This is a genomic window from Flavobacterium azizsancarii (assembly GCF_027980145.1).
Lineage (GTDB): Bacteria > Bacteroidota > Bacteroidia > Flavobacteriales > Flavobacteriaceae > Flavobacterium > Flavobacterium azizsancarii.
This window is the reverse complement of record NZ_JAMZNK010000027.1, coordinates 1-24970: the sequence shown is the minus strand read 5'-3', so window position 1 is coordinate 24970 and position 24970 is coordinate 1. Positions and strand designations below refer to the sequence as shown.

Here is a 24970-nt window from a genome sequence, read left to right as displayed (position 1 = left end):
TTTAATATTAAAACCAAAAAATTATTTATTGCTGAGTGCTTTCGCAGCAATTTTAGGAACTACTTCGACATTATCGTACAGCAAATCAATACTGTTCAATGCGATCTTGTCACCTGATTTTACACCACTTTTTACAAAATAATCCGTTCCGGTGCTACCGGCAATTTCAATAGGAACCATCCCTACTTTGTTGCCCGTTTTTAGAACGTAAACAAAAAATTTGTCCTGAATATCCTTTACACTTGCCATTGGAACTGTAATTACTGAGTTCAGACTATTGTTTAATACTACTCGCGCTGAACCTCCTGAACGCAATTGTTTTTTAGGGTTTGGAAAAATGGCTTTTAAAGCTATGGTTCCTGTCGTACGATCAATATTACCACTCGCAACTTCTAATTTTCCCTGATGCTCGTATACACTATCGTCAGCCAGAATCAGACTAACTGTTTGGTTTGATTTTGAGTCTTTTAAGAAAGACAGATAATCGGCTTCACTTAATGAGAAATAAACAAATACAGTATTAATCTCAGAAAGAATAGTCAACGGAACAGGATCTGTTGGCGTAACAAGATTACCTACGCGATTAGGAATTCTGCTGATATAACCGCTTACGGGAGCTTTTATCAAAGAAAAATCGGCATTGATCTGTGATGATCCCAGTGCTGCTTTTGCTTGTGCTGCCTGTGCAGATGCTGCTTCATAATTTGCCTGTGCCGTTTTTAGCTGCATGTCAGAATATACTTTTGCATCAACAAGCGGTTTGATCTTTTCGATTTCTAACTTGGCATTTGCAAGATTTGCCAGGGCATTTTTATAAGCTGCCTGACTGTTGTTTACTTGCTCTTTAAAAACATCTGCCTTGATTTTAAACAACGATTGCCCTTTGTTGACATAATCGCCCTCTTTTACATAAATTGCTTCAAGATATCCTGACACCTGAGGTTTGATGTCAACGTTTACTGAACCTTCAATAATTCCCGGATATTTTTTTTCTACTTCACCTGTAATGATTGCAGCCTGAAAAAAATCTACTTCTGGTTTTGGAGGTGCAAAAGCTTCTGCGCCTGGTCCGCTTTTGCCACATGAAGAAAAGCTAATTATAATTAATAAAACTACCATATTGCTAAGTGTCTTATTATTCTGGAAAAACTGTTTTGTCATTTTATTTCATTTTAATGAATACATCGAATTTGACGGCAAAATAACAACTCAAATGCCTTTTTAATTTTTGGAACTTTACCCAAACGTATTATTTTGATACTGAAACGAACAATAGCACAACTGAGAAAAACAGCACACTTGCCTCTATTTAAGAAGTAGAATTATATTTTTTATCCGTTGGATTTATAGATAACAACGGGTCTTTTTTTGCCGCGTAAAACAGTTGTTTCAATCTCCGTGAAGTTATCCTGCTCCAAAAATGATAATTGTTTAAAAAATGCCTGCGTAATGAGAAGATTTCCCTGATCGCGGCACAAATCACGAACACTTGCTGTCGTACTTAATACATCACCATGATAAGCAATTTCTGTTTTTATCTGGCCTATTTCGGCAACAGTTACAAGCCCCTCATTAATTGAAGCTTTGAATTTGGGAACTAAACCAAATTTCTTTTGATATAAATCTTTCTTTTCTAATAGTCTGGAAGAAAAAATAGTATAGAGGGCTATGCATTGCTTTCTTTCAAATCCTTGTTTGACTTTCCATGTCAGGATTACTCCATCATTAACATATTGATATACTTCTGCATTCTGTTCTGTCACTATTTCGGATAAATCAATAAAACATTCCTGCAATAAGTGACTGTATTGATAATGTTCAACTTCTGCTATTGTTCTTGAAGGATACATATCGAGGAACATAAAAATCCGATATTCTATAACCGGACTCATATAATTGCCGTGCAGCAGACTTTTACAGTAATTACCGCCTAACCTTTGGCGAAAAGCCTGTACCAGTGTAATGAAGAGGTGAACTATCAAACAATAAATGGTAAAACATGTGAGCCACTTTGCATTAAACCGTAATGCAATTAAATTATTGATTCTGATATAATGCACTTTACTAAGCTGAAGAACAATTATAAATACAATATAACAGACCATTATAAACAAGAGACTTTGGAGTAAACTGGCCATCAGAATACCGTAACCATGAAAAAAACGAGGATAGATATATTCTTGTAAAAGATAAAAAACAAACCCCATGAATACTCCTGTCGATAAAGCTCTGGAAAGTTCTGATACTAAAAAATCTGCCGTAGTAAGCTGTTGATTTAGAAAATAAGAATCATCGATTATGCTATAGCTGATAAAGACATAGAAAAAAAAAGCAGTGACCCAAAGCGCAATAAATTGCAAGCACTGTTTAAGTCTTAAAAATGTCCTGACGGAGTATTTCATTATTAATAATTTTGATGCAATCAATCCTGAACAATAAACATTAGGTCAGAAAATGATATAACAACAAAATTAAAACGAGTGTATCTGTAAATTCAGGTAAGTCTTACCCAAACAGCGATTATATGAACCCAATAGTAGGTTACGTCTTCTAAAATGAATTTTAATCACTGTTTTAGCGATCCATCCATTGCTTAAAAAAAGGGGCTTTTTCTCTGCTTATAATAACCTCGCGCTCGGGATCTGCCTGAAGCTGAATTTTAAGTTTGGCATTAAAATAATTGGCAATTGATTTTATGCTTTCGGCGCGAATAAAAAATTGTCTGTTGGCTCGAAAAAAAACATCGGGATCAAGTTCTTCTTCAAGTTCCTCCATGGTTTGAGGAATTGGTATTATGGTTTCATTTTTCAGAAAAAGGTGCGAGGTTTTAAATTCTGAATATACAAAATCAATATCTGCAACATCAACGCTTTTATAACCATCACGATAGGTTACTAAAAAACGCAATCTAAAAGAAGGTTTATTCATGAAACCTTTTAATATTCCGGCAATATCATCAGTATCATTTTTAACTTTTGCTAAAGATTTAAATTTGGTAAGTGCCTGTTCGAGTTCATTTTTCTCGATTGGTTTCATCAAATAATCAATACTGTTTACCTTAAAAGCCCTTACCGCATACTCGTCATACGCTGTAGTAAATATTACAGGACAGCTGATCTTTGTTTCTTCAAAAATCGAAAAGCTTATACCATCTGCCAGCCTGATATCCATTGTGATTAAATCCGGCATTTCATTGCTGTTCAGCCATTTTACTGTTTCGTGAACAGTATCTATTATTCCTAAGATCTCGCACTCAGGCTCTAGTTCTTCCAACAGTCTTTTAAGACGGTTGGCGTTGATACTTTCATCTTCTACAATTAAAATTTTCATAGTATTATATTAAGGGCAGACGTACACAATAAAAACCATTGGACTCAGAAAAAACAGGCATTCTGTCGAATAAAATTTTATATCTAAACTCTATATTTTTATTACCAACTCCAGTAGAAACAAAGCTTTTTCCGGATGTTGATTGCAAATTATTACGAACAACAAGATCTCCAACATCTGAATAAATCGCAATAATAAGTGGATTTGACAATGTTGCACTATTGTGTTTTACAGCATTTTCTACCAGCAATTGCAATGTTAAAGGCGGCAAATGAAAATCTAAACATCCCATATCTACTTGTAGTTTCAATTCTACCTTTTCGCCAAGACGCTTTTTTAGAAGATAAAAATATGCATTCAAAAATTCTATTTCTTCCCTTACGGTAATGGTATCCTTATCAAGATTTGAAATCATATAACGGTAAACCCGTGTAATATTCTCGAGAAATGAAGCTGCTGATTGCTGGTCTTCATGAATTAATTCTGTCAGGGTGCTGAAATTATTAAATACAAAATGCGGATCAAGCTGCAACTTCAAAGAATCTAATTCTGAGCGCATTACAGCTTGCTGTAATTGAGAGGCCTGAATTTTTAATTCAGCGGCTTCTTCAGAAGTAACGCGCCAACGATTAAGTAAAAATATACTGGTGTGGATAAAGCTTATAAAAAGAGACAATATAGCAGCCATTAAATTTGACTGCCATATTTGTACAAGTTCACTCTCTTTTAGTGGTGTCCAGGAATAGAAAAAATGCCACAACCATGAAAAGAAATAATTTAAAAGAATATTCCCTACAATAAGACATACAAATTGTGCAAAGGCCCTGAAAATAGGCTTTTGATCCCAACTTATCCAATGATTCAAACTACGGCCAACAAAAAGACTTAATTCCGTAAGTACCGCGCAATACATTAAAATTATAAAAATATCGACTGTCCAATCTAAAACTAACAAAGTATTCTGTTCAAAATCCTGATAAGGATTCAAAAAATAATACGAGGAGAGATAGAGCAAAAAGACAACCGGTATCACTATAATTCTATAATACTTATAGAAAAAATTCTTACCAGCAGTTTTATTTGGCGTATTTGAATTCATAGGCTACTATAATGACAGTTGGTAAATTAAGATGATCAAGGCAAAAATGCTTTTCTATTGATACATCAAATCGTGCTCTAGTAAGTTGTCATTTTTAGATTCTTTTACAGCTTTAAGTTCACGCATAACTCCCCATTTTACACAAGTTGCTCCCCATGAAAATCCAGCTCCAAAAGTAGTAATCAATACGTTTTGACCTTCCTTAAAATCAGCTGCAAAATCCCATAAACATAACGGAATAGTTGCTGATGTTGTATTCCCGTATTTTTCGATATTTACTTTTACCTTTTCAATACTAATATTCAAATGCTCGCTTACAGACTTGATAATTCTAAGATTAGCCTGATGTGGCACAACCCAGTCAACATCTTCTACACTTAAACCATTACTTAACAAAGCATCTTGTGAAACGCTTGTCATAGATTCAACTGCTTTTTTAAATACAAATGAACCTTCTTGTTTGATAAAATGCTCTCTATGCAAAATACTTTGCATACTGGATGGTACTTTAGAACCGCCTGCAGGCACTAATAGTGATGATGTACCACTACCGTCAGTTCTCAGGATGCTTTTCATTACCCCGTATTCAGATTCTGTTTTTTCTAAAAGAACTGCTCCTGCTCCGTCACCAAAAAGAATACAAGTATTTCTATCTTCATAATCTACGATAGAACTCATTGTATCTGCTCCCACAACGATAACCTTTTTGTAGCGTCCGCTTTCGATCATTGTAGTCGCCATTTCCAACGCATATAAAAATCCGCTGCAGGCACCGTTTAAGTCGAAACCAAATGCATTTGCAAATCCGTTCTTTTCACATACTTTACTGGCTGTTGGGGTAAGAAGATGATCAGGCGTTGCAGTAGCTAATACTAAGCCATCTATTTCTAAACGATCAACTTCATATGTATCTAATAAGTTTTCAATTGCTGCACTTGCAAGATCCGAAGTAGACAGATTTTCATCAGTAGCTATTCTTCGTTCCTTTATTCCGGTTCTTTTTTCAATCCATTCTCCGGTTGTATCAACCATTCTTGAAATCATCTCATTACTAAGTATAGAACTTGGTACGAAGCCACCTATAGCTGTAATTGTTGCCTTCATTGTTTTTGTTTTTGTTATTTTGATTTTCTTTTTTTGCTGTTTTTTATATAATAAAAAAGATACTGCAAAATAACGTCAGAAATTTGGAAAAGACAACAATGGAACGCTTAAACCTGCAGCCATAATTCTAGTTTTACTTTTATGCACCAAAGAATCCCAAAAACCATATTTTTGTGGCACCATTACTAAGATATCCGCATCATAATTGTTAATTTCTTTCTTTATCTCATTAATGACTGAATTCGATTTTACCGTCTTATACAGGTATTTGACCTCTTGAAACTCTTCTTCGAGTGTAGAATTCAATAATAAACGCTCTTGTTCCTGCTTTAGATCGTCTATTTTTTCATTTACACTAAAAAATTCTACCTCCGCTCCAATGTTCCCAACCATGTCTCTTAACCAGCTAAATCTTTTAATAGAAGAAAAGCTTAAAGTGTCGCAGGCATATAGTATTTTTTTGATATTTTGAAAACGGGCATTCAAAGGAACAGCCAATACCGGTGTATGCAAATTCTTTATCACAGACGTAGTTGAATTACCCAGCAACTCCTGTTCAAAAGAGCGTTCTGCCATACCCATAACAATAAGTTCAGCTTTGGTAGTATCAATTAAAACAGCAAGCTCATCTTCTAAAAAAGAATAACTGCAAACACAGCTTACTTCGATATTAAAAAGTGCAGAAAGATCTTTTCCTAAAGCATTGAGCTTCTCTGTAGCCTGATCCAGCTGCTTTTGCAGACCGTGGGCTGTAATTTGCGAATTGGCACTGTGAACACTTAACGAAAAGGAATTGAAAAGTATAAGTTTAGCATTTGCGCTTTTTGCAAGTCCGGCAGCATAATTCACCGCATTATTTGCAATAGCAGAAAAATTAGTTGCTGCTATAATGGTAGGAGTTAAAGTCATAAAGTATCAATTAAGCAATTATTCTCGTAAAATTGATTAATTAATAATTTCGGTCTCTTATAAAAAGTACTGTAAGATCATTTTTTAATGCTCAACCGTAGTTTTAAGCTACCGAAAATAATACCGAACATCCTTTCTAAGTCTGAAAAAAGAGAATAGTGTTTTATAATCTTCATTTGAGTTGAAAAATCTTAAAAACAGGTCTTAATGTTGTCAAATTATAAAAATCAACGCATTCCATTAAATTTGATTTTATAATGTTTTATGATGGTAAATATTATTATTTATTAATTTTCCCCTAATCTACTTTCAATATTATAACTTTGTATCGATGAAAATTTTAATAATAGAAGACGACCAAAGGGTAGCTGAATTAATACAACGGGGACTAAATGAGCACGGTTTTATTCCAACGATGGCCTATGACGGAGTCTCCGGAAAAAAATTGATTCTTAATAATCCGTATGATCTGGTTATTACTGATATTATTTTACCAAAGCTTGATGGTCTTGATTTGTGCAGGGAAATACGCCAGGTAAAACCGGACTTACCCATTATAATGTTGACTGCGCTAGGCACTACAGATGATAAAGTAGAAGGTTTTGATGCCGGTGCAGATGATTATCTTACCAAACCTTTTGAAATGCGTGAACTTTTGGTTCGCATCAGGGCTTTATTGAAACGAACGAATGGTGCTGTAAACAATACCGGATTCATTTTAAAATATGACGATCTTGAAATGAATATGCAAACCAAAAATGTAAAGAGAAACGATACTGAAATAAATCTTACTCCTAAAGAATTTAAACTTTTAGAGTATATGCTTCAAAACTCTGATCGTGTTTTATCACGAACCGAAATTGCAGAAAAAGTATGGGACACTCATTTTGATACTGGTACAAATTTTATCGACGTATATATTAATTACCTAAGAAAAAAAGTCGACAAAGATTTTGACAAAAAACTTATTCATACCCGATCTGGAATGGGATTTATTTTGAAAGCGGAATGAAAATAAGAACACGATTAACCATATTGTTTACACTTACAACAGCTACTATTTTACTAATATTTGCTGCTATTATCCTGATTTCTGCTAACAAAAACAGAGAAAAAGAGTTCTACACCTTACTCAAAAAAGAAGCCATTACTAAAGCGAATCTGTTTTTTAATGCCAAAGTAGACAGCAAAACTTTACAAAACATATACAGAAACAATCGCGCTACCTTAAATGAAGTTGAAGTCGCAATTTATACCAGTTCTTTTCAGTTATTATACCACGATGCTGTTGATATTGACGTTGTAAAGGAAACAAAATCAATGATTGATGAAATCGAGCAGAAAAATGAAATCAAATTTTATCAGGATGATTGGCAGGTTATAGGCATGAAATATAAATTTCAGGGCAAAGAATATGTGGTAACAGCAGCAGCTTACGATGGTTTTGGATACATAAAACTACATAACTTGCTCAAAACCTGTATTATTGTTTTTATTATCTCTATTTTATTTCTCTATATTGCAGGTTGGTTTTTTTCTAAAAAAACATTTGAACCTATTGTGAGAATGACGGATAAAGCAAAAACTATTTCGGCTACAAATCTTGATTTACGATTGTATACCAACGAAAGCAAAGACGAGATTTCTGAACTGGCAACTACTTTTAATAAAATGCTGAATCGATTAGAAAACTCTTTTGATTCGCAAAAACAATTTGTTTCTAATATTTCTCACGAATTGCGCACGCCGCTTTCTGCAATTATTACAGAACTGGAACTATCGACTAACAAGGAACGCAATAATGAAGAATATAAAGTTGCTATTCTTAACACTTTGCAAGATGCTAAAAAACTCGCAAAATTGTCGAATGGTTTACTTGATTTTGCCAAAGCTAATTATGATCCTTCGGAGATTGCATTCAAACAAGTTCGTGTCGACGAAATTTTGTTAGATGCCAGACAACAAGTTCAAAAGTCAAATGCAAATTATACCATCACAATACATTTTGAAGAGGATTTTGAAGACGATGATCAAATTACAATTAATGGGAATGAATATCTGCTAAAAGTCGCTTTTGTCAACTTGTTTGAAAATGGCTGTAAATTCTCAGAAAACAAACAGAGTAAAGTTATAGTATCATTAAAAAAAGAGAAAATTATTTTGCAATTTATCGATAATGGTATTGGTATACTGGAAGAGGATTTAAAACATATTTTCAGGCCATTCTACAGAGGATTAAATAGAATCTATGCTGACGGAAATGGCATTGGATTATCACTGACCCAAAAAATCATCTTTCTGCATCATGGAAACATTTCTGTTGCATCAGATAAAAAATTAGGAACCATATTTACGGTTGAACTTTATCATGGTATCAATAATACCATCGTATAAAACTCTTTTTTTTTGTTTTTTTAGCCACGAATTCCTCGAATTTTCACTAATTATTCTGTGGTATTTATTACGCTATCCTAACAGGTTTTAGAAACCTGTTAGGTATTTTTTCTGCATTAATCAAAAGAATTATTTCTCATTTTTTTAGCCACGAATTCCTCGAATTTTCACTAATTTATTCTGTTATATTATTACAATATCCTAACTGGTTTCTAAAACCTGTTAGGTATTTTTTTCTCCATTGGTCAAAAGAATTGTTTTCATTTTTTTAGCCACAAATTCCTCGAATTTTCACGAATTTATTCTGTAATATTTATTACGCTATGCTAACAGGTTTCTAAAACCTGTTAGATATTTTTTTCTCCATTGATCAAAAGAATTGTTGCCATTTTTTTTACCACAAATTCCGCACATTATCATATATATATATATATATTCCCTAACACTTTAAATGGGCAAAAAAATGCTATAAACATATTGTCCCGCCGGGACTTTGGAATCAATAACTTAAAAACATAAACATTACTATTATTCCAATTTACTTTAAACGTATCGGAAATTTCTGAATGGATTATATCGGTCTCTAATAAAATTCTAATTTTTTTCTAAAACATCTCTAATGGCTCCTCTTCGGGGCTTGTTCTATTTTTGCACCATCATAAACGGAAAATATTTTACGAAACAAAAAATTAAAAAAATGGATATCCCTCCTCTTCCCGGTAAACAAAAAATATAAATTTCACTTCTGCAGACATGTCATTGACTTTTTCGCAGCAGCGAATTAAAACCAAAAAAAATCATGTCGAAATCCTTTTTTTAAATTCCTCCACAAACGAAATGCTGATTAAATATTAGCAGAAAAAACCACAAAATTCAATCCTTAATGAGACTTGTACCTCAGCATTTTATAAGATATAGTCTTGTTATTGCCTAATAACAACAATCGCAGAACATATTATTTAAATCAATACTATTATGACAAATAAAAGAAAAACCAGCTGTAGAATACAGAGAACAAAAATCCAAAATCTAAAATTTGGATACCAAAAAATTTTATTAATCTTAATTACTGCAACCGCTTTTACAGCTTGTGGCAACAAAACGGAAACAAAAGGAACTGAAAATTTTTCTTTACAAAAAGATACCATTACTATTCCTGTAACCTCGATAATTGCTCCTAAAATAAAACTAGAAACTGTTAAAAACGAACCCTTTCAATTAGAATTAATAACAGCCGGAACAGTAAAAGCAATTCCAAATTCTTATGCCGAAATCGCGCCTCCATTTTCCGGCAGGGTTACAAAAATTTATTTAAAACTGGGAATAAAAACACAACCCGGAACGCCTCTTTTTGAGATGGTTTCCCCCGATTTTATTGATGCTCAAAAAAACTTTTTTCAGTCAAAATCTGCTTATCAAATTGCTAAACTTTCATTAAAACGCCAACAGGATTTAAAGACCAATGGTGTTGGTTCTCAAAAAGATCTTGAAGAAGCAGAAACAAATTTTGAGGTGAGTGAAAAAGAATATCAAAATGCGATAGCAAGCTTAAAAATATTTGGAGTCAATATCGATAAACTTGTTTTTGGTCAATCACTTGTAATCACCTCTCCTATTGCCGGAGAAATTATAACAAATGAAGTCGTAATGGGACAATACATAAAAGATGATGATGCCCCGAAAGCTAAAGTCGCCAATTTAAAAAAAGTTTGGGTTGTGGGTCAGGTTAAAGAAAAAGACATCCGTTTTATTCACGAATTAGATGGTGCAGAAATTCAGGTCGCTTCTTACCCTAATAAAAAAATTACAGGAAAGGTATACCATGTAGAAGAAATTGTGGACGAAGCTACCCGAAGCGTACAGGTTTTAATCGAATGTATTAATAATGATCACACCCTGAAACCGGGAATGTATGTAACCGTAAAATTTATCGACACACCCGTGAATACGCTCTTTGTTCCTGCTAAAGCTGTATTACAGTTTAATGACAAAAGCTTTGTTTTTGTTCAGATTGCAAAAGGAAAATATATGAGACGTTATGTCGAAACAGGAATTTCTGACAAAGGAAAAATAGCAATCTTATCCGGATTACAACCAAATGAAACCATCATAAGCGAAGGTGCTTTTTATCTGCTGGAAGCGAAATAGACTAAAAAGTATTCAGTCGCAGTGCTCAGTGTTCAGTGCTCAGTCACAGTCTCAAAAACTTAGCAACTCAGCAAATCAACAACTTAGAACCTTAGCAACTTAACAAACACTCGTATGAAAAAAAATATATTTGAAACAACAATAGCAAAACGCTGGCTCATTCTGGCTTTGTTTTTACTTCTATCCCTATTTGGCTACTATTCCTGGACAAAGCTCTCTGTAGAAGCTTACCCGGATATTGGCGATGTAACCTCGCAAGTAGTCACACAGGTCCCGGGTTTAGCTGCGGAAGAGATAGAACAACAAATCACGATTCCAATAGAACGCGCTATAAATGGTTTACCGGGCATGCATGTGATGCGAAGCAAAAGCACTTTTGGCCTATCTATGGTAACTATCGTTTTTGATGATGGAATCGAGGATTACTTCGCCCGAACCAGAATTCAGGAACGTTTGAACGATGTCGAATTACCTTATGGAGCAAAGCCTGGTTTAGACCCGCTTACCTCTCCTACAGGAGAAATATATCGTTACATCATTGAAAGTAAAAGCCATGACTTACGTGAATTAAGCGAGTTACAAGAATATACTATTATTCCAAGAATAAAACAGGTTTCAGGCATTGCCGATGTTACTAATTTTGGAGGGATCACAACTCAATATCAAATTGAATTGGATCCTCGAAAAATAGAACAATACGGTTTATCGCTAAGTGAAATAACGGAAACTATCGAAAAAAACAATGCCAATGTTGGCGGAAGTGTCATCGATCGTGGTGATCAGTCGTATGTAGTACGCGGAATTGGTTTAGTAAAAAATCTGGACGATATCGGTCGTATTGTAGTAAAATCAGTAAATGGTGTTCCTGTTTATTTAAATGATCTGGGGAAATTAAAATACGGCAATCTGGAGCGTAAAGGCGCCTTGGGATATACAGACAAACGTGGTGCAGATTATTCGGATAATATCGAAGGGATTGTGCTTTTGCTAAAAAACCAAAATCCATCAGTAGTGCTGAAAGGTGTAAACGAAGCTGTTGATGATTTAAACAAAAATTATCTTCCTGAAGGGGTTCAGATTCATGCCTTTTTAGACAGAACTGATTTAGTAGATACTACACTTACCACCGTTTCTCATACTTTATTAGAAGGAATGGCTTTGGTAATCATCGTATTAATTATTTTTCTAGGCAGCTGGAGAGGTGCATTATTAGTTGCAATTACAATCCCTATTTCGCTTTTAATTGCTTTTATCCTTATGAAACTTACCAATATTCCCGCCAACTTGCTTTCACTTGGAGCTATTGACTTTGGAATTATTGTAGATGGAGCTATTGTAATGATGGAAACCATCCTGAAAAAACGGGAAGACAATGAAAAGGAAGAACTCACCGAAAAAAGCGTAGCCTTTAGTGTAAAAAGCGTTGCGCGGCCTATCTTTTTTGCCACCTTGATTATCATAACAGCTTACCTGCCATTGTTTGCTTTTGAGCGGGTAGAGAAAAAGTTATTTACACCCATGGCATTTACCGTTGGCTACGCCCTTTTTGGTGCTTTATTGGCTGCATTACTACTAATTCCGGGACTGGCTTATTTTATCTATCGTAAGCCACAAAAAATGTATCATAATAAATGGCTGGATAAACTTACCGTTTCTTATCACAACGGAATTTTAAAAATAATGCAGGCTCCAAAAAAAGTTTTTGCTCCTTTGATTGCAGTACTGACTCTTGCCTTTATTCTTACCGTAATGGTAGGAAAAGATTTTTTACCGCCACTCGATGAAGGTTCCGTCTGGTTACAGGTTTCGTTGCCACCGGGGATAACTTTAGAGAAATCAAAAGAAATGAGTGATACACTTCGTCATAGGACTTTAAAACATGAAGAAGTGACTTATATGATGGTACAATCAGGACGCAATGATGATGGAACTGATGCCTGGACACCTTCTCATTTCGAATGCAGTATTGGATTAAAACCTTATAGGGAATGGAAATCAGGTAAAACCAAAGCAGATTTAATCAAAGAGCTTGCTGCTGAATATGCGGCTATGCCAGGATACAATGTTGGTTTCTCGCAACCTATGATTGATGGTGTAATGGATAAAATCTCCGGAGCACACAGCGAATTGGTGGTAAAAATATACGGGGAAGATTATAAAGAAACCCGTCGAATTGCCGAAGATGTCATCAAAACGCTGGAAAGTGTAAAAGGGGCCGTTGACCTTGCTATCGATCAGGAACCTCCTTTACCGCAAATACAAGTTATTGCCGATCGCCAGAAAATCGCACAATACGGATTGAATGTAGACGATGTATCAGAATTAATAGAAGTAGCAATGGGCGGAAAAGCGGTTTCTCAGATTTTTGTAGGCAATAAAGTCTACGATATCATCACACGCTACAATGAAGAAAGCCGGAACACTCCTGAAAAAATTGGAAACCTGATGTTGACGAATTCCGAGGGTATTAAAATTCCGTTATCTCAGGTATGCGATATCAAACTCAATACAGGAGAAAGTACTATTGCCAGAGAAATGAACAAACGTCATCTTACGGTTCGGGTGAACTTAAGAGGTGCCGATTTAAGTTCTTTCCTCAGCGAAGCACAAGATAAAATCGAAAAGAATGTAAAATATGATCACGAACACTATAAAATAAAATGGGGCGGACAATTTGAAAATCAGGAACGGGCTTACAGTCATCTGGCAGTTATTGTACCGCTGGCACTTGCCTTAATGTTTGTGTTATTGTATGGGGCTTTTGGGAAATTTCGTCAGGCAGGATTGCTAATGAGTATTGTTCCTTTGGCATTATTTGGCGGAATGTTAGCACTTAATATTCGAGGTATGACCCTTAATGTATCATCGGCAGTTGGTTTTATTGCTTTGTTTGGCGTTGCAATCCAAAATGGGGTTATTATGATTTCACACATCAATCAGCTTCGAAAAAACGGAATGGCTTTACTCATCGCCGTAACAAATGGAGCAAAACAACGCTTTCGTCCCGTATTGATGACAGCAACTGTTGCCGTATTAGGATTATTACCTGCATCATTAGCAACAGGCATCGGCAGTGATGTACAAAGACCTTTGGCAACCGTAATTGTATACGGATTATTATTCTCTACAATCCTGACACTATTTGTTTTACCCGCTCTTTATTACCTCATCGAGAAGAAATTTGGTCAGGAAAACGAAGTATTAGAAAATAAAATCGACAATCAGAAAAATAATATATTATGATTAAAAATATAAAAACCAAATGGGTGATACTTTCGGTATTACTCACTATTTCGACTGTGTCAAATGCTCAGATTGACACCACATTTATACGAGTAAAAATGAATTATCCCGAGTTCTTATCCTTAGTAAATAAAAACAATTTAGGATATGCTGCCGAAAAATTTAATGTCAATATTGCCGAAGCGAATATCGAGGCCTCAAAAGTATTCCCTGATCCTGAACTGGCCATAGGCGCTAGTGATAACGGGCAGCGAAGAATGCAAATGGGTTATGGCTTTTCCACTGAAATAACTTGGACATTAGAACTGGGCGGAAAACGCAAAGCCCGAATAAACGTTGCAAAAAGTACCAACGAACTGACCAAAGCTTTACTGGAAGATTATTTTCGTAACCTGCGTGCCGATGCTACTTTAGAATACTTAACCAGCTTAAAACAAAAAGAAATATTCAAGGTGCAATTAAACTCCTATACTATTCTTAAAAACATTGCTGTAGCAGATAGTATTCGATTTAAGTTGGGAAGTATAGCCGAAATAGATGCGCGCCAAAGTAAACTCGAAGCCCATACTATGCTTAATGATGTGTACCAAAGTGAAGCGGATTGGAAAACTGCTTTACTCGAACTTGCTACTTTGACGGGGAATCAAAAAGCAGACACGCTGTATTCTCCCATTGGGGATTTAACAAATTTTGATCGCTTATTTAATTTGAACGAGCTTATTATTTCTGCCAAAAACAATCGAACTGATCTATTGGCAGCACTTAAAAACAAAAACGTATCGCAGGATGTTTTAAAACTAACTAAAGCAAACAGAATGCTGGACCTCGGCGTAAATATGGGTGTTGAAAGTACTTCTGTAGTTACTAATGTTGTAGCTCCTACTCCATCTACGAATGCAGTTTCTGCCGGTATTTCTATTCCTCTTAAATTTTCTAATCGGAATAAAGGAGAATTAAAAGCAGCCGAATATACGGTACAACAAGCCGAGATTTTGTACCAACAAACTGAATTGCAGATTCAGACAGAAGTTCGAAAGGCATGGTTAAATTATCTCACTACACAAAAACAAGTCCGACAATTTAATACCGGCTTACTGGCCGATGCGCAACGCCTCCTTGATGGAAAAATATACAGTTACAAACGTGGAGAAACCAGTTTACTCGAAGTTTTAAATGCCCAACGAACTTATAATGAAACACAACTTAATTATTATGAAACTCTCTACAATTATGCTGCTGCACTGGTTGAACTCGAAAAAACAGCTGGAATTTGGGATATTAATTTTTAGAAAAATATAGAAATAATGAAAAACACATATACAATCTGCTTTATGCTCTTTTTTATACTAAAAATCAGCGCGCAACAAGAAGGGTTAACTTTTGGAATAAGTGGCGGTATTAACCGAACTTCTTTGACGGGGAAAAATATAGATAATTTATCCAGTAATGGTTCTCAAAAAAGTATAACAGGACAGATTATAGGAATTACAATCGATAATAAAACATCCAAATATTTTGGTTTAAAACATGAACTATTCTATAGTCGGCAATTGATGACAATCAAAATTGATGATGGGATAAATCCTGAGTTTTCAAGCAAATTTAAACGTCAGTATATTGATATCTTTCCCGTTAGCCCCACTTTTTATTACAGAGGAAATCTATTTATGGCAATGGCACAGCTTCAGAAAATTACAGCCAGAAAATGGATGCCGGATTTGTAACTGGTATTAATTATGAATTATCAAACGGAATCACTATTGGAGGAAGATTTATTCGCGGCTTTGTCCCCATACTAGAAAATGCCGATACCCAACAACAATGGAAAATTTATAATGAAAGCTTCTCTGTTACACTCGGATACAGGTTTAAGGATAATTGATTGCTTTTGCCAATGAGTATAAATTAAACACGAATTTCACTAATTATCACTAATTTACTGTGGATTAACCCAGTTTGTGAAAATTCTTGAAATTCGTGTTCAATTTATATGCAGGCAGTGTTTTTTTTAAAACTCATACACTTGCATTTATTTTATCAGTACACTTTTATACTTCGCTATATTTTTCAGGACAATTCCAGTACCAACAACTACAGCCCTTAAAGGATCTTCGGCAATATAAACCGGTAAATCTGTTTTTTGTGATAATCTTTTGTCAAGGCCTCGTAACATTGCTCCTCCGCCTGCGAGATACAATCCCGTATTATAAATATCCGCTGATAATTCCGGTGGCGTCAAAGAAAGCGTTACCATAATAGCATCTTCAATTCTTTGTATTGACTTATCCAGCGCTCTTGCAATTTCTCTGTAAGTAATCTTAATCTCTTTAGGTTTTCCGGTAAGCAAATCCCTTCCGCGAACCGTCATGTCATCAGGGGCGTGTTCCAGTTCTTCCATTGCAGAACCAACCTGAATCTTTATCATCTCTGCAGAAGCATCTCCAATATACAAATTGTGCTGCGTTCTCATGTAATACAAAATATCATTAGTAAAAACATCACCTGCAATTTTTATCGACTTATCGCAAATTATTCCGCCAAGCGCAATCACTGCAATTTCTGTAGTTCCCCCGCCAATATCAACAATAAGATTTCCTTTAGGCAGCATTACATCCAGACCAATCCCAATCGCAGCCGCCATAGGTTCATGAATTAAAAAGACTTCTTTCCCGTTTACCCGTTCGCACGATTCCTTTACGGCTCTCATTTCTACCTCAGTAATACCACTTGGAATACAGACTACCATTCGCAATGCGGGAGTAAAAAAGTTCTTCTTTAATTCAGGTATGTTTTTTATAAACCAGCTGATCATTTTCTCCGAAGCATCAAAATCTGCAATAACCCCATCTTTAAGCGGTCGGATTGTTTTTATATTTTCATGCGTTTTTCCCTGCATTAAACTTGCCTCTTTGCCTACCGCAATAATTTTTCCGTTTCTAATATCTCTTGCGACGATCGAAGGGCTGTCTACTACTATCTTTCCGTCATATATTATTAAAGTGTTAGCAGTACCCAAATCCATCGCTATCTCCGCCATCATAAAATCAAATAAACCCATAATATCGTTTTGTTTAAGAACGTCATTATAACTGTTTTATTCTCTGTATTATAAAATACAGGCACACAATATTATATTTAAGATATTCTTTAACATATTAGAAAATTAAAATTCCTACATATACTTGCCTGCCAAACAAAATTGTACTGCATAAAATTTGAAGCCTAAAATATAGAGAACCAATAAAAAATAAAAAATTATCCTATGAACTAAAAAATTGGACTATAAAAAGAGAAAACTATCAAAATTAAAGAAAACGTTAAGATGCTATAAATAAGTTAATTTAATATTATCATCTTTCTAATTGTGATTTTTTAAAGAAAATTTAATAAACATTCAATTCCCAAATTACTATATTTGGCGCCATATTACCTATAAGCACATCTATTTAGATATCCAAAAGCAAAGAATGCCCGTTCAACTATGAAACATCTTAAGTTCATATCTCTTATTTTAGTATTCGTGCTTACATTTGTTGGCTGCATAGAATATTATCAATATCCTTCTGAACTGCATTACAATCAGTCACAGGATCTTTTTATGGCTTCTGATATTCCTCAGGTAGAATCTTCTACAATCTCATTATCCAGCGATCTGGACATTCATTTTGTAGTAAAGAAAAACCTTAAAAATCGTAATGGAAGCTCAGTAAGCTGCATCTTAAAAAACTTTTACAACAACAAGTTAGTTCAGTTTAAGATCTTAAAAAATGGTCTGATCTACGGTATTACCTCAATATACCAGTGTCAGCAACACACCCACCTCCATCTGTATCAACTTTTCTAGAATTTTATTATTTCCTGTTTTTAGCTATAGAATCCTTTCTGTAATGGCATTTTATGTTCTTTATTTTTAAAGAATATATAAGCTCTAAAAATAGTTTTCAAGAACCGTACTGCCTGTAAAGGCAGCATCCGGCGCGCTTTCCATTTTCAAAATTCAGTTCACTACGACTCCCTGTAAATCATTATAAGGGAGGCGATATATTTATATAAAATTTTAAAAATCAATTATGATCATTAGTAAAAATCAAAGTCTCTTGTACAGTTTATCATTCTTAGTTCTAATCTCTTGCGGGGATAAAACAAAAAAAGATTCCGACAATATAAAAACACTGCCAGTATATAAAATTACCTTAACAGACACTATAGTTTCAAACAAGTTTGTTGCTGATGTTCATGCAAAAAACAATGTCGAAATCCATGTGCGCATACCGGGATTGCTGGATAAAGTTTTTATCAGCGAAGGTCAAAAAGTAAAAAAAGGGCAACTTCTTTTTAAAATCAGCGACGCAGAACTCCAAATACAGCTTCTAAAAGCTCAGGCAGTGTATAAAAACACAATGGCCGATCTTCGAATTGCAACTGTAGAACTTGAACAGGCACAAACGCTGTACAATAAAAAAGTAATTGTGAGTCAGGAATTAGAATTATCCAAAGCAAAACACGATGCCGCATCAGCTAAAGTGGCTCATGCTGCCGCAGAAAAAAAATCGATCAATCAGCAAATAAGTTTTACTACAATACGTGCTCCTTTCGAAGGAACAATAGACCGTATTCCGTTTAAGGAAGGAAGTCTTGTCGAAAACGGTTCGCTCCTTACAACACTTTCGCAGCTAGACGATGTATATGCCTATTTCTCTATCCCTGAAAATACTTATTTCGAAATGATGGCAGACAAAAGCCTTAATACCAATGGAGATATCAAACTGGTATTGCCAAACGGAAAAGTATACGATCATAAAGGAGAACTGAAAACTGCCGATGGAGATATTGACAGACAAACCGGTTCTATTCAATACAAAGCTAAATTCAGTAATCCACAAGGATTTATAAAACACGGAACATCCGGAAATTTAATTATTTCAGAACCAAGAACTAATGTTGTTTTAATACCTCACAAAGCTGTTTTTTCTATTCAGGACAAGCAATTTGTCTTCGTTGTCAACAAAGAAGGCATCGTAAAGATGACCAATATAACCATTGCAAGCACTCTTGATGATGTCTACATTCTAAACAAAGGTTTGAAAAAAGATGACCTTATTGTTCAGGAAGGAACACAATCACTAAGAGACGGCGACAAAATAAACATGAAACAAATGCAAAGCGTAAGCTTGTAATTAATTACAATTAAAAAGATATAAAATGATAGAGTTATTTATCAGGAGAAAAATATTATCATTAATCATTTCGGTTATGATAGTTCTCCTCGGAATATTAGCCTTGTTCCAATTGCCTATAACACAATTTCCGGATATTGTTCCCCCGTCAGTAACCGTAACAGCAAAATATACCGGAGCCAATGCCGAAGTATCCGTCAATGCCGTTGCATTACCTCTAGAGCGCGCCATAAACGGTGTGCCGGGAATGACGTATATGTCTACTGTAACATCAAATGATGGTCTCACCCTTATACAGGTGTTTTTTGAAGTAGGAACTGATCCTGATCTGGCTGCGGTAAACGTACAAAACAGGGTAACGACCATACTCGATGAACTTCCCGAAGAAGTGATTCGGGCCGGAGTAACTACAGAAAAAGAAGTAAACAGTATGTTGATGTACCTGAATATTACCAGTACGGATGACATTCAGGACGAACAGTTTATTTTTAATTTCACAGATATCAACATTCTTCAGGAACTAAAGCGTATTGATGGTGTAGGACGTGCCGAAATAATGGGACAAAAAGAGTACTCGATGAGGGTATGGCTTGATCCTCAAAAAATGCTTTCGTATAATATCTCTGCAAATGAAGTTATAAGTTCACTGCAAAAGCAAAACATCTCTGCTGCTCCCGGTAAAGTGGGTGAAGGATCAGGACAATTGGACAGTCAGCTGCAATATGTAATCAAATATGGCGGAAAATTCTATGAGCCAAAACAGTATGAAGAAATACCACTTAGAGCAAATTCAGATGGTACGGTTTTAAAATTAAAAGATATCTCAAAGATCGAATTAGGATCTATGAGTTACGGAATGGTTTCAAAAACTGACGGAAAACCTTCTGCTTCGATCATGCTAAAACAGCGCCCGGGCTCTAATGCCTCTGAAGTAATTGCAAGCGTAAAAGCGAAAATGGCAGAACTAAAAGGAACTTCTTTTCCTCCGGGAATGAATTATAATATTGCTTATGATGTATCCCGTTTTCTTGACGCTTCTATCGACGAAGTTTTAAAAACACTTATAGAAGCTTTTATTCTTGTAGCCTTTGTGGTTTTTATATTCCTGCAAGACTGGCGTTCTACGCTTATTCCCGTATTGGCCGTACCTGTGGCATTAATTGGTTCTTTTACTTTTATGTCAATGATGGGATTTTCTATCAACCTTTTGACACTTTTTGCCTTGGTACTATCGATAGGAATCGTCGTCGACAATGCCATCGTGGTAGTTGAAGCCGTTCACGTTAAAATTACCGAAGAACATATGGATCCGTTGCCGGCCACCATAAGCGCCATGAAAGAAATCACGGGTGCTGTTATTGCAATTACAATTGTTATGGCTGCCGTATTTATACCTGTAGCTTTCCTGAGCGGTCCAGTTGGGGTTTTCTATAGGCAATTTTCGCTGACAATGGCGATTAGTATTGTAATTTCTGGTATTAATGCCCTTACTCTTACCCCTGCTTTATGTGCCATAATGCTTAGGCCGCATGATCCTAATAAACCGAAAACGTCTCTATTGGATCGTTTCTTTGCCCGATTTAATAAATGGTTCGACAAAATCACTTCACAATACATCAGAGTACTTTCAAAATTTGCAGATCGCAGTTCTATAACCATAGGTCTTTTGGTTTTATTCTGCGCGCTTACCTGGGGAACATCTGTATTTTTGCCTTCAGGATTTATCCCGTCAGAAGATCAGGGAATGGTCTATGTGAATGTTACTACTCCGCAAGGCGCAACAGTAGAACGTACAGAAAAAGTACTTGATGAGGTAACACGTATTGCAAAAGAAATCGAAGGTGTAGATAATGTCACAACACTTGCCGGTTACAGCATTGTAACAGAAATTGCAGGAGCTTCTTATGGTATGGGAATGATCAACCTGAAAGACTGGAGTGACAGAAATATATCTGTAAATGAATTCATTACCAAACTAACCCAGAAAACAAAAGGAATTTCTGATGCGCAGATCGAGGTTTTTGCCCCTCCTACAGTTCCCGGATTTGGTAATACCAGTGGTTTTGAATTGCGTTTGCTTGATAAATCAGGTGGTCCAATCAGTAACACAGATGAGGTAACGAGAAACTTTATAAAAGAATTAAATGCGTCTCCGGAAATACAAAACTCATTTACAAGTTTTGATGCCACTTTTCCTCAATATCTCATACATATTGATTATGATCAGGCCGCCAAAAAAGGAATTTCTGTAGACAATGCCATGTCAACTTTACAAACTATGTTAGGTTCCTTTTATGCGACAAACTTTATCCGTTTTTCTCAAATGTATAAAGTAATGGTGCAAGCGAGTCCTCAGTTTCGAAAAAATCCCGAAAGTATCCTGGACATGTATCTTAAAAATGATTCCGGAGAAATGGTTCCGTTCTCGACCTTCGTAAAACTCGAACGCGTTTATGGTCCTGAAGTGCTTACTCGTTATAATATGTACATGTCTGCCATGATTAATGGTGAACCGGCTGCAGGTTATAGCTCAGGAGATGCCATTGCAGCTGTTGAGAAACTTGCCGCAGAAAAACTCCCAAATAAGTTCGAACTCGAATGGTCCGGTATGACACGCGAAGAAATTCTGTCAGGAAACCAGACCATATACATTTTTGCATTGTGTCTGCTTTTTGTCTACTTATTGCTTGCCGCCCAATACGAAAGTTTATTACTTCCGTTTCCTGTACTTTTATCTCTTCCTGTGGGTGTTTTTGGTTCTTATCTCGCCCTTGTCATCGTGGGATTAGACAATAATATTTATGCTCAGGTCGCACTGGTAATGCTTATAGGACTGCTGGCCAAAAATGCAATTCTTATTGTTGAGTTTGCAATGGCTCAGAACAAAGAAGGTCAAGGCATTACTGAGGCTGCAATAGAAGGCGCGAGACTTCGTTTCAGACCTATTTTAATGACTTCATTTGCTTTTATCTCCGGGCTTATTCCTTTGTGTATCGCTTCAGGAGCAGGTGCAATTGGTAACCGTTCTATTGGTACCGCCGCAGCCGGAGGAATGTTCATAGGAACTGTTTTTGGGCTTATTATTATCCCGGGACTTTATATCCTGTTTGCTAAAATGGAAAAAGCTATGAAAAAATAAACATAAACAATGAAAAATTCAATCAATAGATCCCTCACAATGATAAGACCTTTGGTACGTACTAAAGAGAACTTAAATTATTTTTTAATACTAACATCCTTCATGCTTTTATTAGCCTGTTCTGCCCCTAAAGTGGCAGAACAGCAAAAGGCAAAAGCACTGCCTGCAAACTTTGATGCCAAAAATAAAAAAACAGCAGACAGTCTTGAAGCCTTTATTCCTTTAAAAACAGATACCTATTTTAAAGATCCCAAATTAAAAAAATTACTCGATAAAGCCGTTGCTCAAAATCCTGACTATCTCATCATGCAGGAAAGAATAGCAATTGCCAATTCACATCTAAAAGTGGCTAAACTTGCTTTATTACCTTCATTTGACATTCAGGCAGATTTGTCAGGAACACGTTATGGTAAATATACAATGGATGGCGTAGGAAATTTTGATACCAATCTTTCGCAAAATATAACCGATAAACAAAGGATTGCCACAGATGTAACCCCAAACTTATTTCTGGCAGGAAAAGTATCCTGGGAAGCGGATATATGGGGAAAATTAAGCAACCGCAAAAAAGCAGCACGTCAGAGGTATTTTGCATCAAAAGAAGGAATGAGGTTATTGCAAACCAAACTCTTAACAGACATTGCAGAGCTTTACTATAAACTTGTTGCGCTCGATAAGCAGGCGATTATTTATAAAAAAAACCTAGTCACCCAGCAACACGCCCTTGATATTATTTCGGCCCAAAGATCAGTTGGTAAAGCAACAGAATTAGCCGTACAGCAATTTAATGCGCAAAATAATAATATCCTTGCCGAAGCTGATCAATTGTACCTGAGCATAGACCAGACTGAAAAAGCTTTATTGAACCTTCTGGGAGAATATGGCGGTACTATCGAAAGAAGTACTGATTTTTTATCAGGACATCTCGAAGTATTAAATCAAAAAATTAGTGTAGATTCCATCATCCATAACAGGCCTGATGTGTCTGAAGCTTATTTTGAATTATCGGCCACAAATGCAGATGCCAAAGCGGCGCGTGCTGCTTTTTTCCCAAGTCTGAATCTTGGAGCTTACGGCGGACTTAACTCTTTTTCTTTTTCTACCTTTTTTGAACCCAAATCGCTCGCCTGGCAAATGCTTGGAGGTCTTTCTGCACCAATTTTTAACAAAGGACAAATCAAACAAGAGTTTTTTATCGCTAACAAAAAACAGCAGATTACATTTCTTCAGTATCAAAATACGATCACAATTGCTTATAATGAACTAAGTGCTTTGTTGCATCGAACAGAAGCATTTCAGAATGTATTAGCGCATAAATCAAAAGAGATCGAACATCTTGAAATAGCAGTAAATGTTTCAAATGATTTGTATTTGAGCGGTTCCGCCAATTATCTCGAAATAATTAGTGCCCAGAAAAACAAACTTCAGGCTGAACTTGATTTTGTTGAGATACAATTAAAGAATGCCGACTCGCAGGTTTTACTGTACAAAGCTTTAGGAGGAGGAATAAATTAAACGATTAAGATTGCTTCAAAAGCACTTTTTTTTAATTAAATTTGAAGTTATAAAAGAGGAACTCTCAATACCCTGAGAGTTCCTCTTTTTGTTTTTTTACAGGAAAACCGAAAAATATTGGTTCATATCCAAACGGAAATACTAGTGGAATCGCTTCTTCGGAAATGACAAAAATTGAGAGTATGATCATCTTTGTCAAAGTTCAAAACCAAGAGTGTAAGGAACTTTCTTTCATGTATTGAATGTTTCTAATTTACTAGGATCCCCACCACAATGTATTACTACTTGTTGAATGATTTCATTTTGTAATTGATTACAAAATGAAATTTTGGGGATCTTATATCCTTTTAAGCCATTGAGTTTTATGTAACTCAAAAGTAAAATGGATGCAATTAGAATAATATATATCATTACTTGAATTCCATTCCATTGTCTTGAAAAATAGTGTTTAAAATTAAGTTCTTGTTTTATAAATCTAAAGAAACGCTCAATATCCCAGCGCTTTTTGTAAATTTTTGCTATTTGATCTGCCGTAAATTCTTCTTCGGGCAAGTTGCTTAAAAATAATATTTTTTCTCCATCAGATTTCAATATCCCTTCTACTAATCTAAAAACTATTTTAGTCTTTTTTTGATTGGCATAAAGATAAACTTTACTGTGTTTTATCAACTTAATAGTTTCATCTTCAAAATCCAACGGTATAACTTTACTGCCTTTTTCTATTTCATACTTAGATGATTTGTAAATTCGAGTAACAAAATATTTATCCTTATTGGAGAGCTCAACCATTGTTTTTCTTTCCTTCATTCCTCGATCAAAAACCGCAATATCTTTTTTATTACTTATGTGTTCTTGAAGAATATTACCCAAAGCCAAATCTTCACTAATCATTTTTTGATCTTTGTGAAAATT

General features: G+C 35.3%; 19 protein-coding genes. 11 read left to right on the top strand and 8 right to left on the bottom strand.

The genetic code is table 11. The annotated features are described in order from the left end of the window. Positions 1-21: 21 nt before the first annotated feature. The 6 genes from NJT12_RS15550 to NJT12_RS15525 form a co-directional block, all read right to left on the bottom strand. Positions 22-1161, bottom strand: a complete 1140-nt coding sequence (locus NJT12_RS15550) for an efflux RND transporter periplasmic adaptor subunit (RefSeq protein ID WP_271336837.1) — start codon at positions 1159-1161, stop codon at positions 22-24. Positions 1162-1331: 170 nt separating this feature from the next. Beyond that, positions 1332-2402, bottom strand: coding sequence for a hypothetical protein (locus NJT12_RS15545; RefSeq protein ID WP_271336836.1), 1071 nt, complete (start codon positions 2400-2402; stop codon positions 1332-1334). A 172-nt stretch (positions 2403-2574) separates the two neighbouring features. Then, complete coding sequence (locus tag NJT12_RS15540) at positions 2575-3330, bottom strand: LytR/AlgR family response regulator transcription factor (RefSeq protein WP_271336835.1); 756 nt, start codon at positions 3328-3330, stop codon at positions 2575-2577. 4 nt (positions 3331-3334) lie between these two features. Then, complete coding sequence (locus tag NJT12_RS15535) at positions 3335-4429, bottom strand: sensor histidine kinase (RefSeq protein WP_271336833.1); 1095 nt, start codon at positions 4427-4429, stop codon at positions 3335-3337. A 54-nt stretch (positions 4430-4483) separates the two neighbouring features. Beyond that, positions 4484-5533, bottom strand: a complete 1050-nt coding sequence (locus NJT12_RS15530) for a beta-ketoacyl-ACP synthase III (RefSeq protein ID WP_271336832.1) — start codon at positions 5531-5533, stop codon at positions 4484-4486. A gap of 75 nt (positions 5534-5608) precedes the next feature. Then, positions 5609-6442, bottom strand: coding sequence for a universal stress protein (locus NJT12_RS15525; protein ID WP_271336831.1), 834 nt, complete (start codon positions 6440-6442; stop codon positions 5609-5611). Positions 6443-6773: 331 nt separating this feature from the next. Between NJT12_RS15525 and NJT12_RS15520 the strand changes: the two genes are divergently transcribed. From NJT12_RS15520 to NJT12_RS15490, 7 genes are all read left to right on the top strand, one after another. After that, positions 6774-7454 carry a response regulator transcription factor gene (locus tag NJT12_RS15520; RefSeq protein ID WP_271336830.1) on the top strand — a complete coding sequence of 227 codons (681 nt, stop codon included), beginning with the start codon at positions 6774-6776 and terminating at the stop codon, positions 7452-7454. Continuing rightward, the gene (locus NJT12_RS15515; protein WP_271336829.1) at positions 7451-8836 is read left to right on the top strand and encodes a sensor histidine kinase; all 1386 of its coding nucleotides are present in this window, start codon (positions 7451-7453) and stop codon (positions 8834-8836) included. Before NJT12_RS15520 ends, NJT12_RS15515 begins: the two co-directional genes overlap by 4 nt. Before the next feature lie 975 nt (positions 8837-9811). Continuing rightward, positions 9812-10984: an efflux RND transporter periplasmic adaptor subunit gene (locus tag NJT12_RS15510; RefSeq protein WP_271336828.1), complete on the top strand. Its 1173-nt coding sequence runs from the start codon at positions 9812-9814 to the stop codon at positions 10982-10984. 114 nt (positions 10985-11098) lie between these two features. Next, a complete protein-coding gene (locus tag NJT12_RS15505; protein WP_271336827.1) occupies positions 11099-14227 on the top strand; it encodes an efflux RND transporter permease subunit in 3129 nt (1042 codons plus the stop codon). Continuing rightward, positions 14224-15516, top strand: coding sequence for a TolC family protein (locus NJT12_RS15500; protein ID WP_271336826.1), 1293 nt, complete (start codon positions 14224-14226; stop codon positions 15514-15516). Before NJT12_RS15505 ends, NJT12_RS15500 begins: the two co-directional genes overlap by 4 nt. Before the next feature lie 15 nt (positions 15517-15531). Continuing rightward, positions 15532-15951 carry a hypothetical protein gene (locus NJT12_RS15495; protein ID WP_271336825.1) on the top strand — a complete coding sequence of 140 codons (420 nt, stop codon included), beginning with the start codon at positions 15532-15534 and terminating at the stop codon, positions 15949-15951. After that, positions 15933-16109, top strand: a complete 177-nt coding sequence (locus NJT12_RS15490) for a hypothetical protein (protein WP_271336824.1) — start codon at positions 15933-15935, stop codon at positions 16107-16109. The genes NJT12_RS15495 and NJT12_RS15490 overlap by 19 nt, the downstream gene beginning before the upstream one ends. A gap of 147 nt (positions 16110-16256) precedes the next feature. Here the strand turns inward: NJT12_RS15490 and NJT12_RS15485 are convergent, their stop codons facing one another. After that, positions 16257-17285: a rod shape-determining protein gene (locus NJT12_RS15485; protein ID WP_271336823.1), complete on the bottom strand. Its 1029-nt coding sequence runs from the start codon at positions 17283-17285 to the stop codon at positions 16257-16259. A gap of 423 nt (positions 17286-17708) precedes the next feature. Between NJT12_RS15485 and NJT12_RS15480 the strand changes: the two genes are divergently transcribed. The 4 genes from NJT12_RS15480 to NJT12_RS15465 all read left to right on the top strand — a co-directional run bounded on the left by NJT12_RS15480 (position 17709) and on the right by NJT12_RS15465 (position 24058). Next, positions 17709-18071 (top strand): hypothetical protein, encoded by a 363-nt coding sequence (locus NJT12_RS15480; RefSeq protein ID WP_271336822.1) that lies wholly within the window; start codon positions 17709-17711, stop codon positions 18069-18071. 226 nt (positions 18072-18297) lie between these two features. Further along, positions 18298-19404, top strand: coding sequence for an efflux RND transporter periplasmic adaptor subunit (locus NJT12_RS15475; protein WP_271336821.1), 1107 nt, complete (start codon positions 18298-18300; stop codon positions 19402-19404). A gap of 25 nt (positions 19405-19429) precedes the next feature. Next, positions 19430-22543 carry an efflux RND transporter permease subunit gene (locus tag NJT12_RS15470; protein WP_271336820.1) on the top strand — a complete coding sequence of 1038 codons (3114 nt, stop codon included), beginning with the start codon at positions 19430-19432 and terminating at the stop codon, positions 22541-22543. Between the two features lie 9 nt (positions 22544-22552). Further along, a complete protein-coding gene (locus tag NJT12_RS15465) occupies positions 22553-24058 on the top strand; it encodes a TolC family protein (protein ID WP_271336819.1) in 1506 nt (501 codons plus the stop codon). 231 nt (positions 24059-24289) lie between these two features. On the opposite strand, the gene NJT12_RS15460 is transcribed toward NJT12_RS15465, so the two are convergent. Continuing rightward, on the bottom strand, positions 24290-24970 hold a 681-nt coding region (locus NJT12_RS15460), incomplete at its 5' end, for a transposase (RefSeq protein ID WP_271336818.1).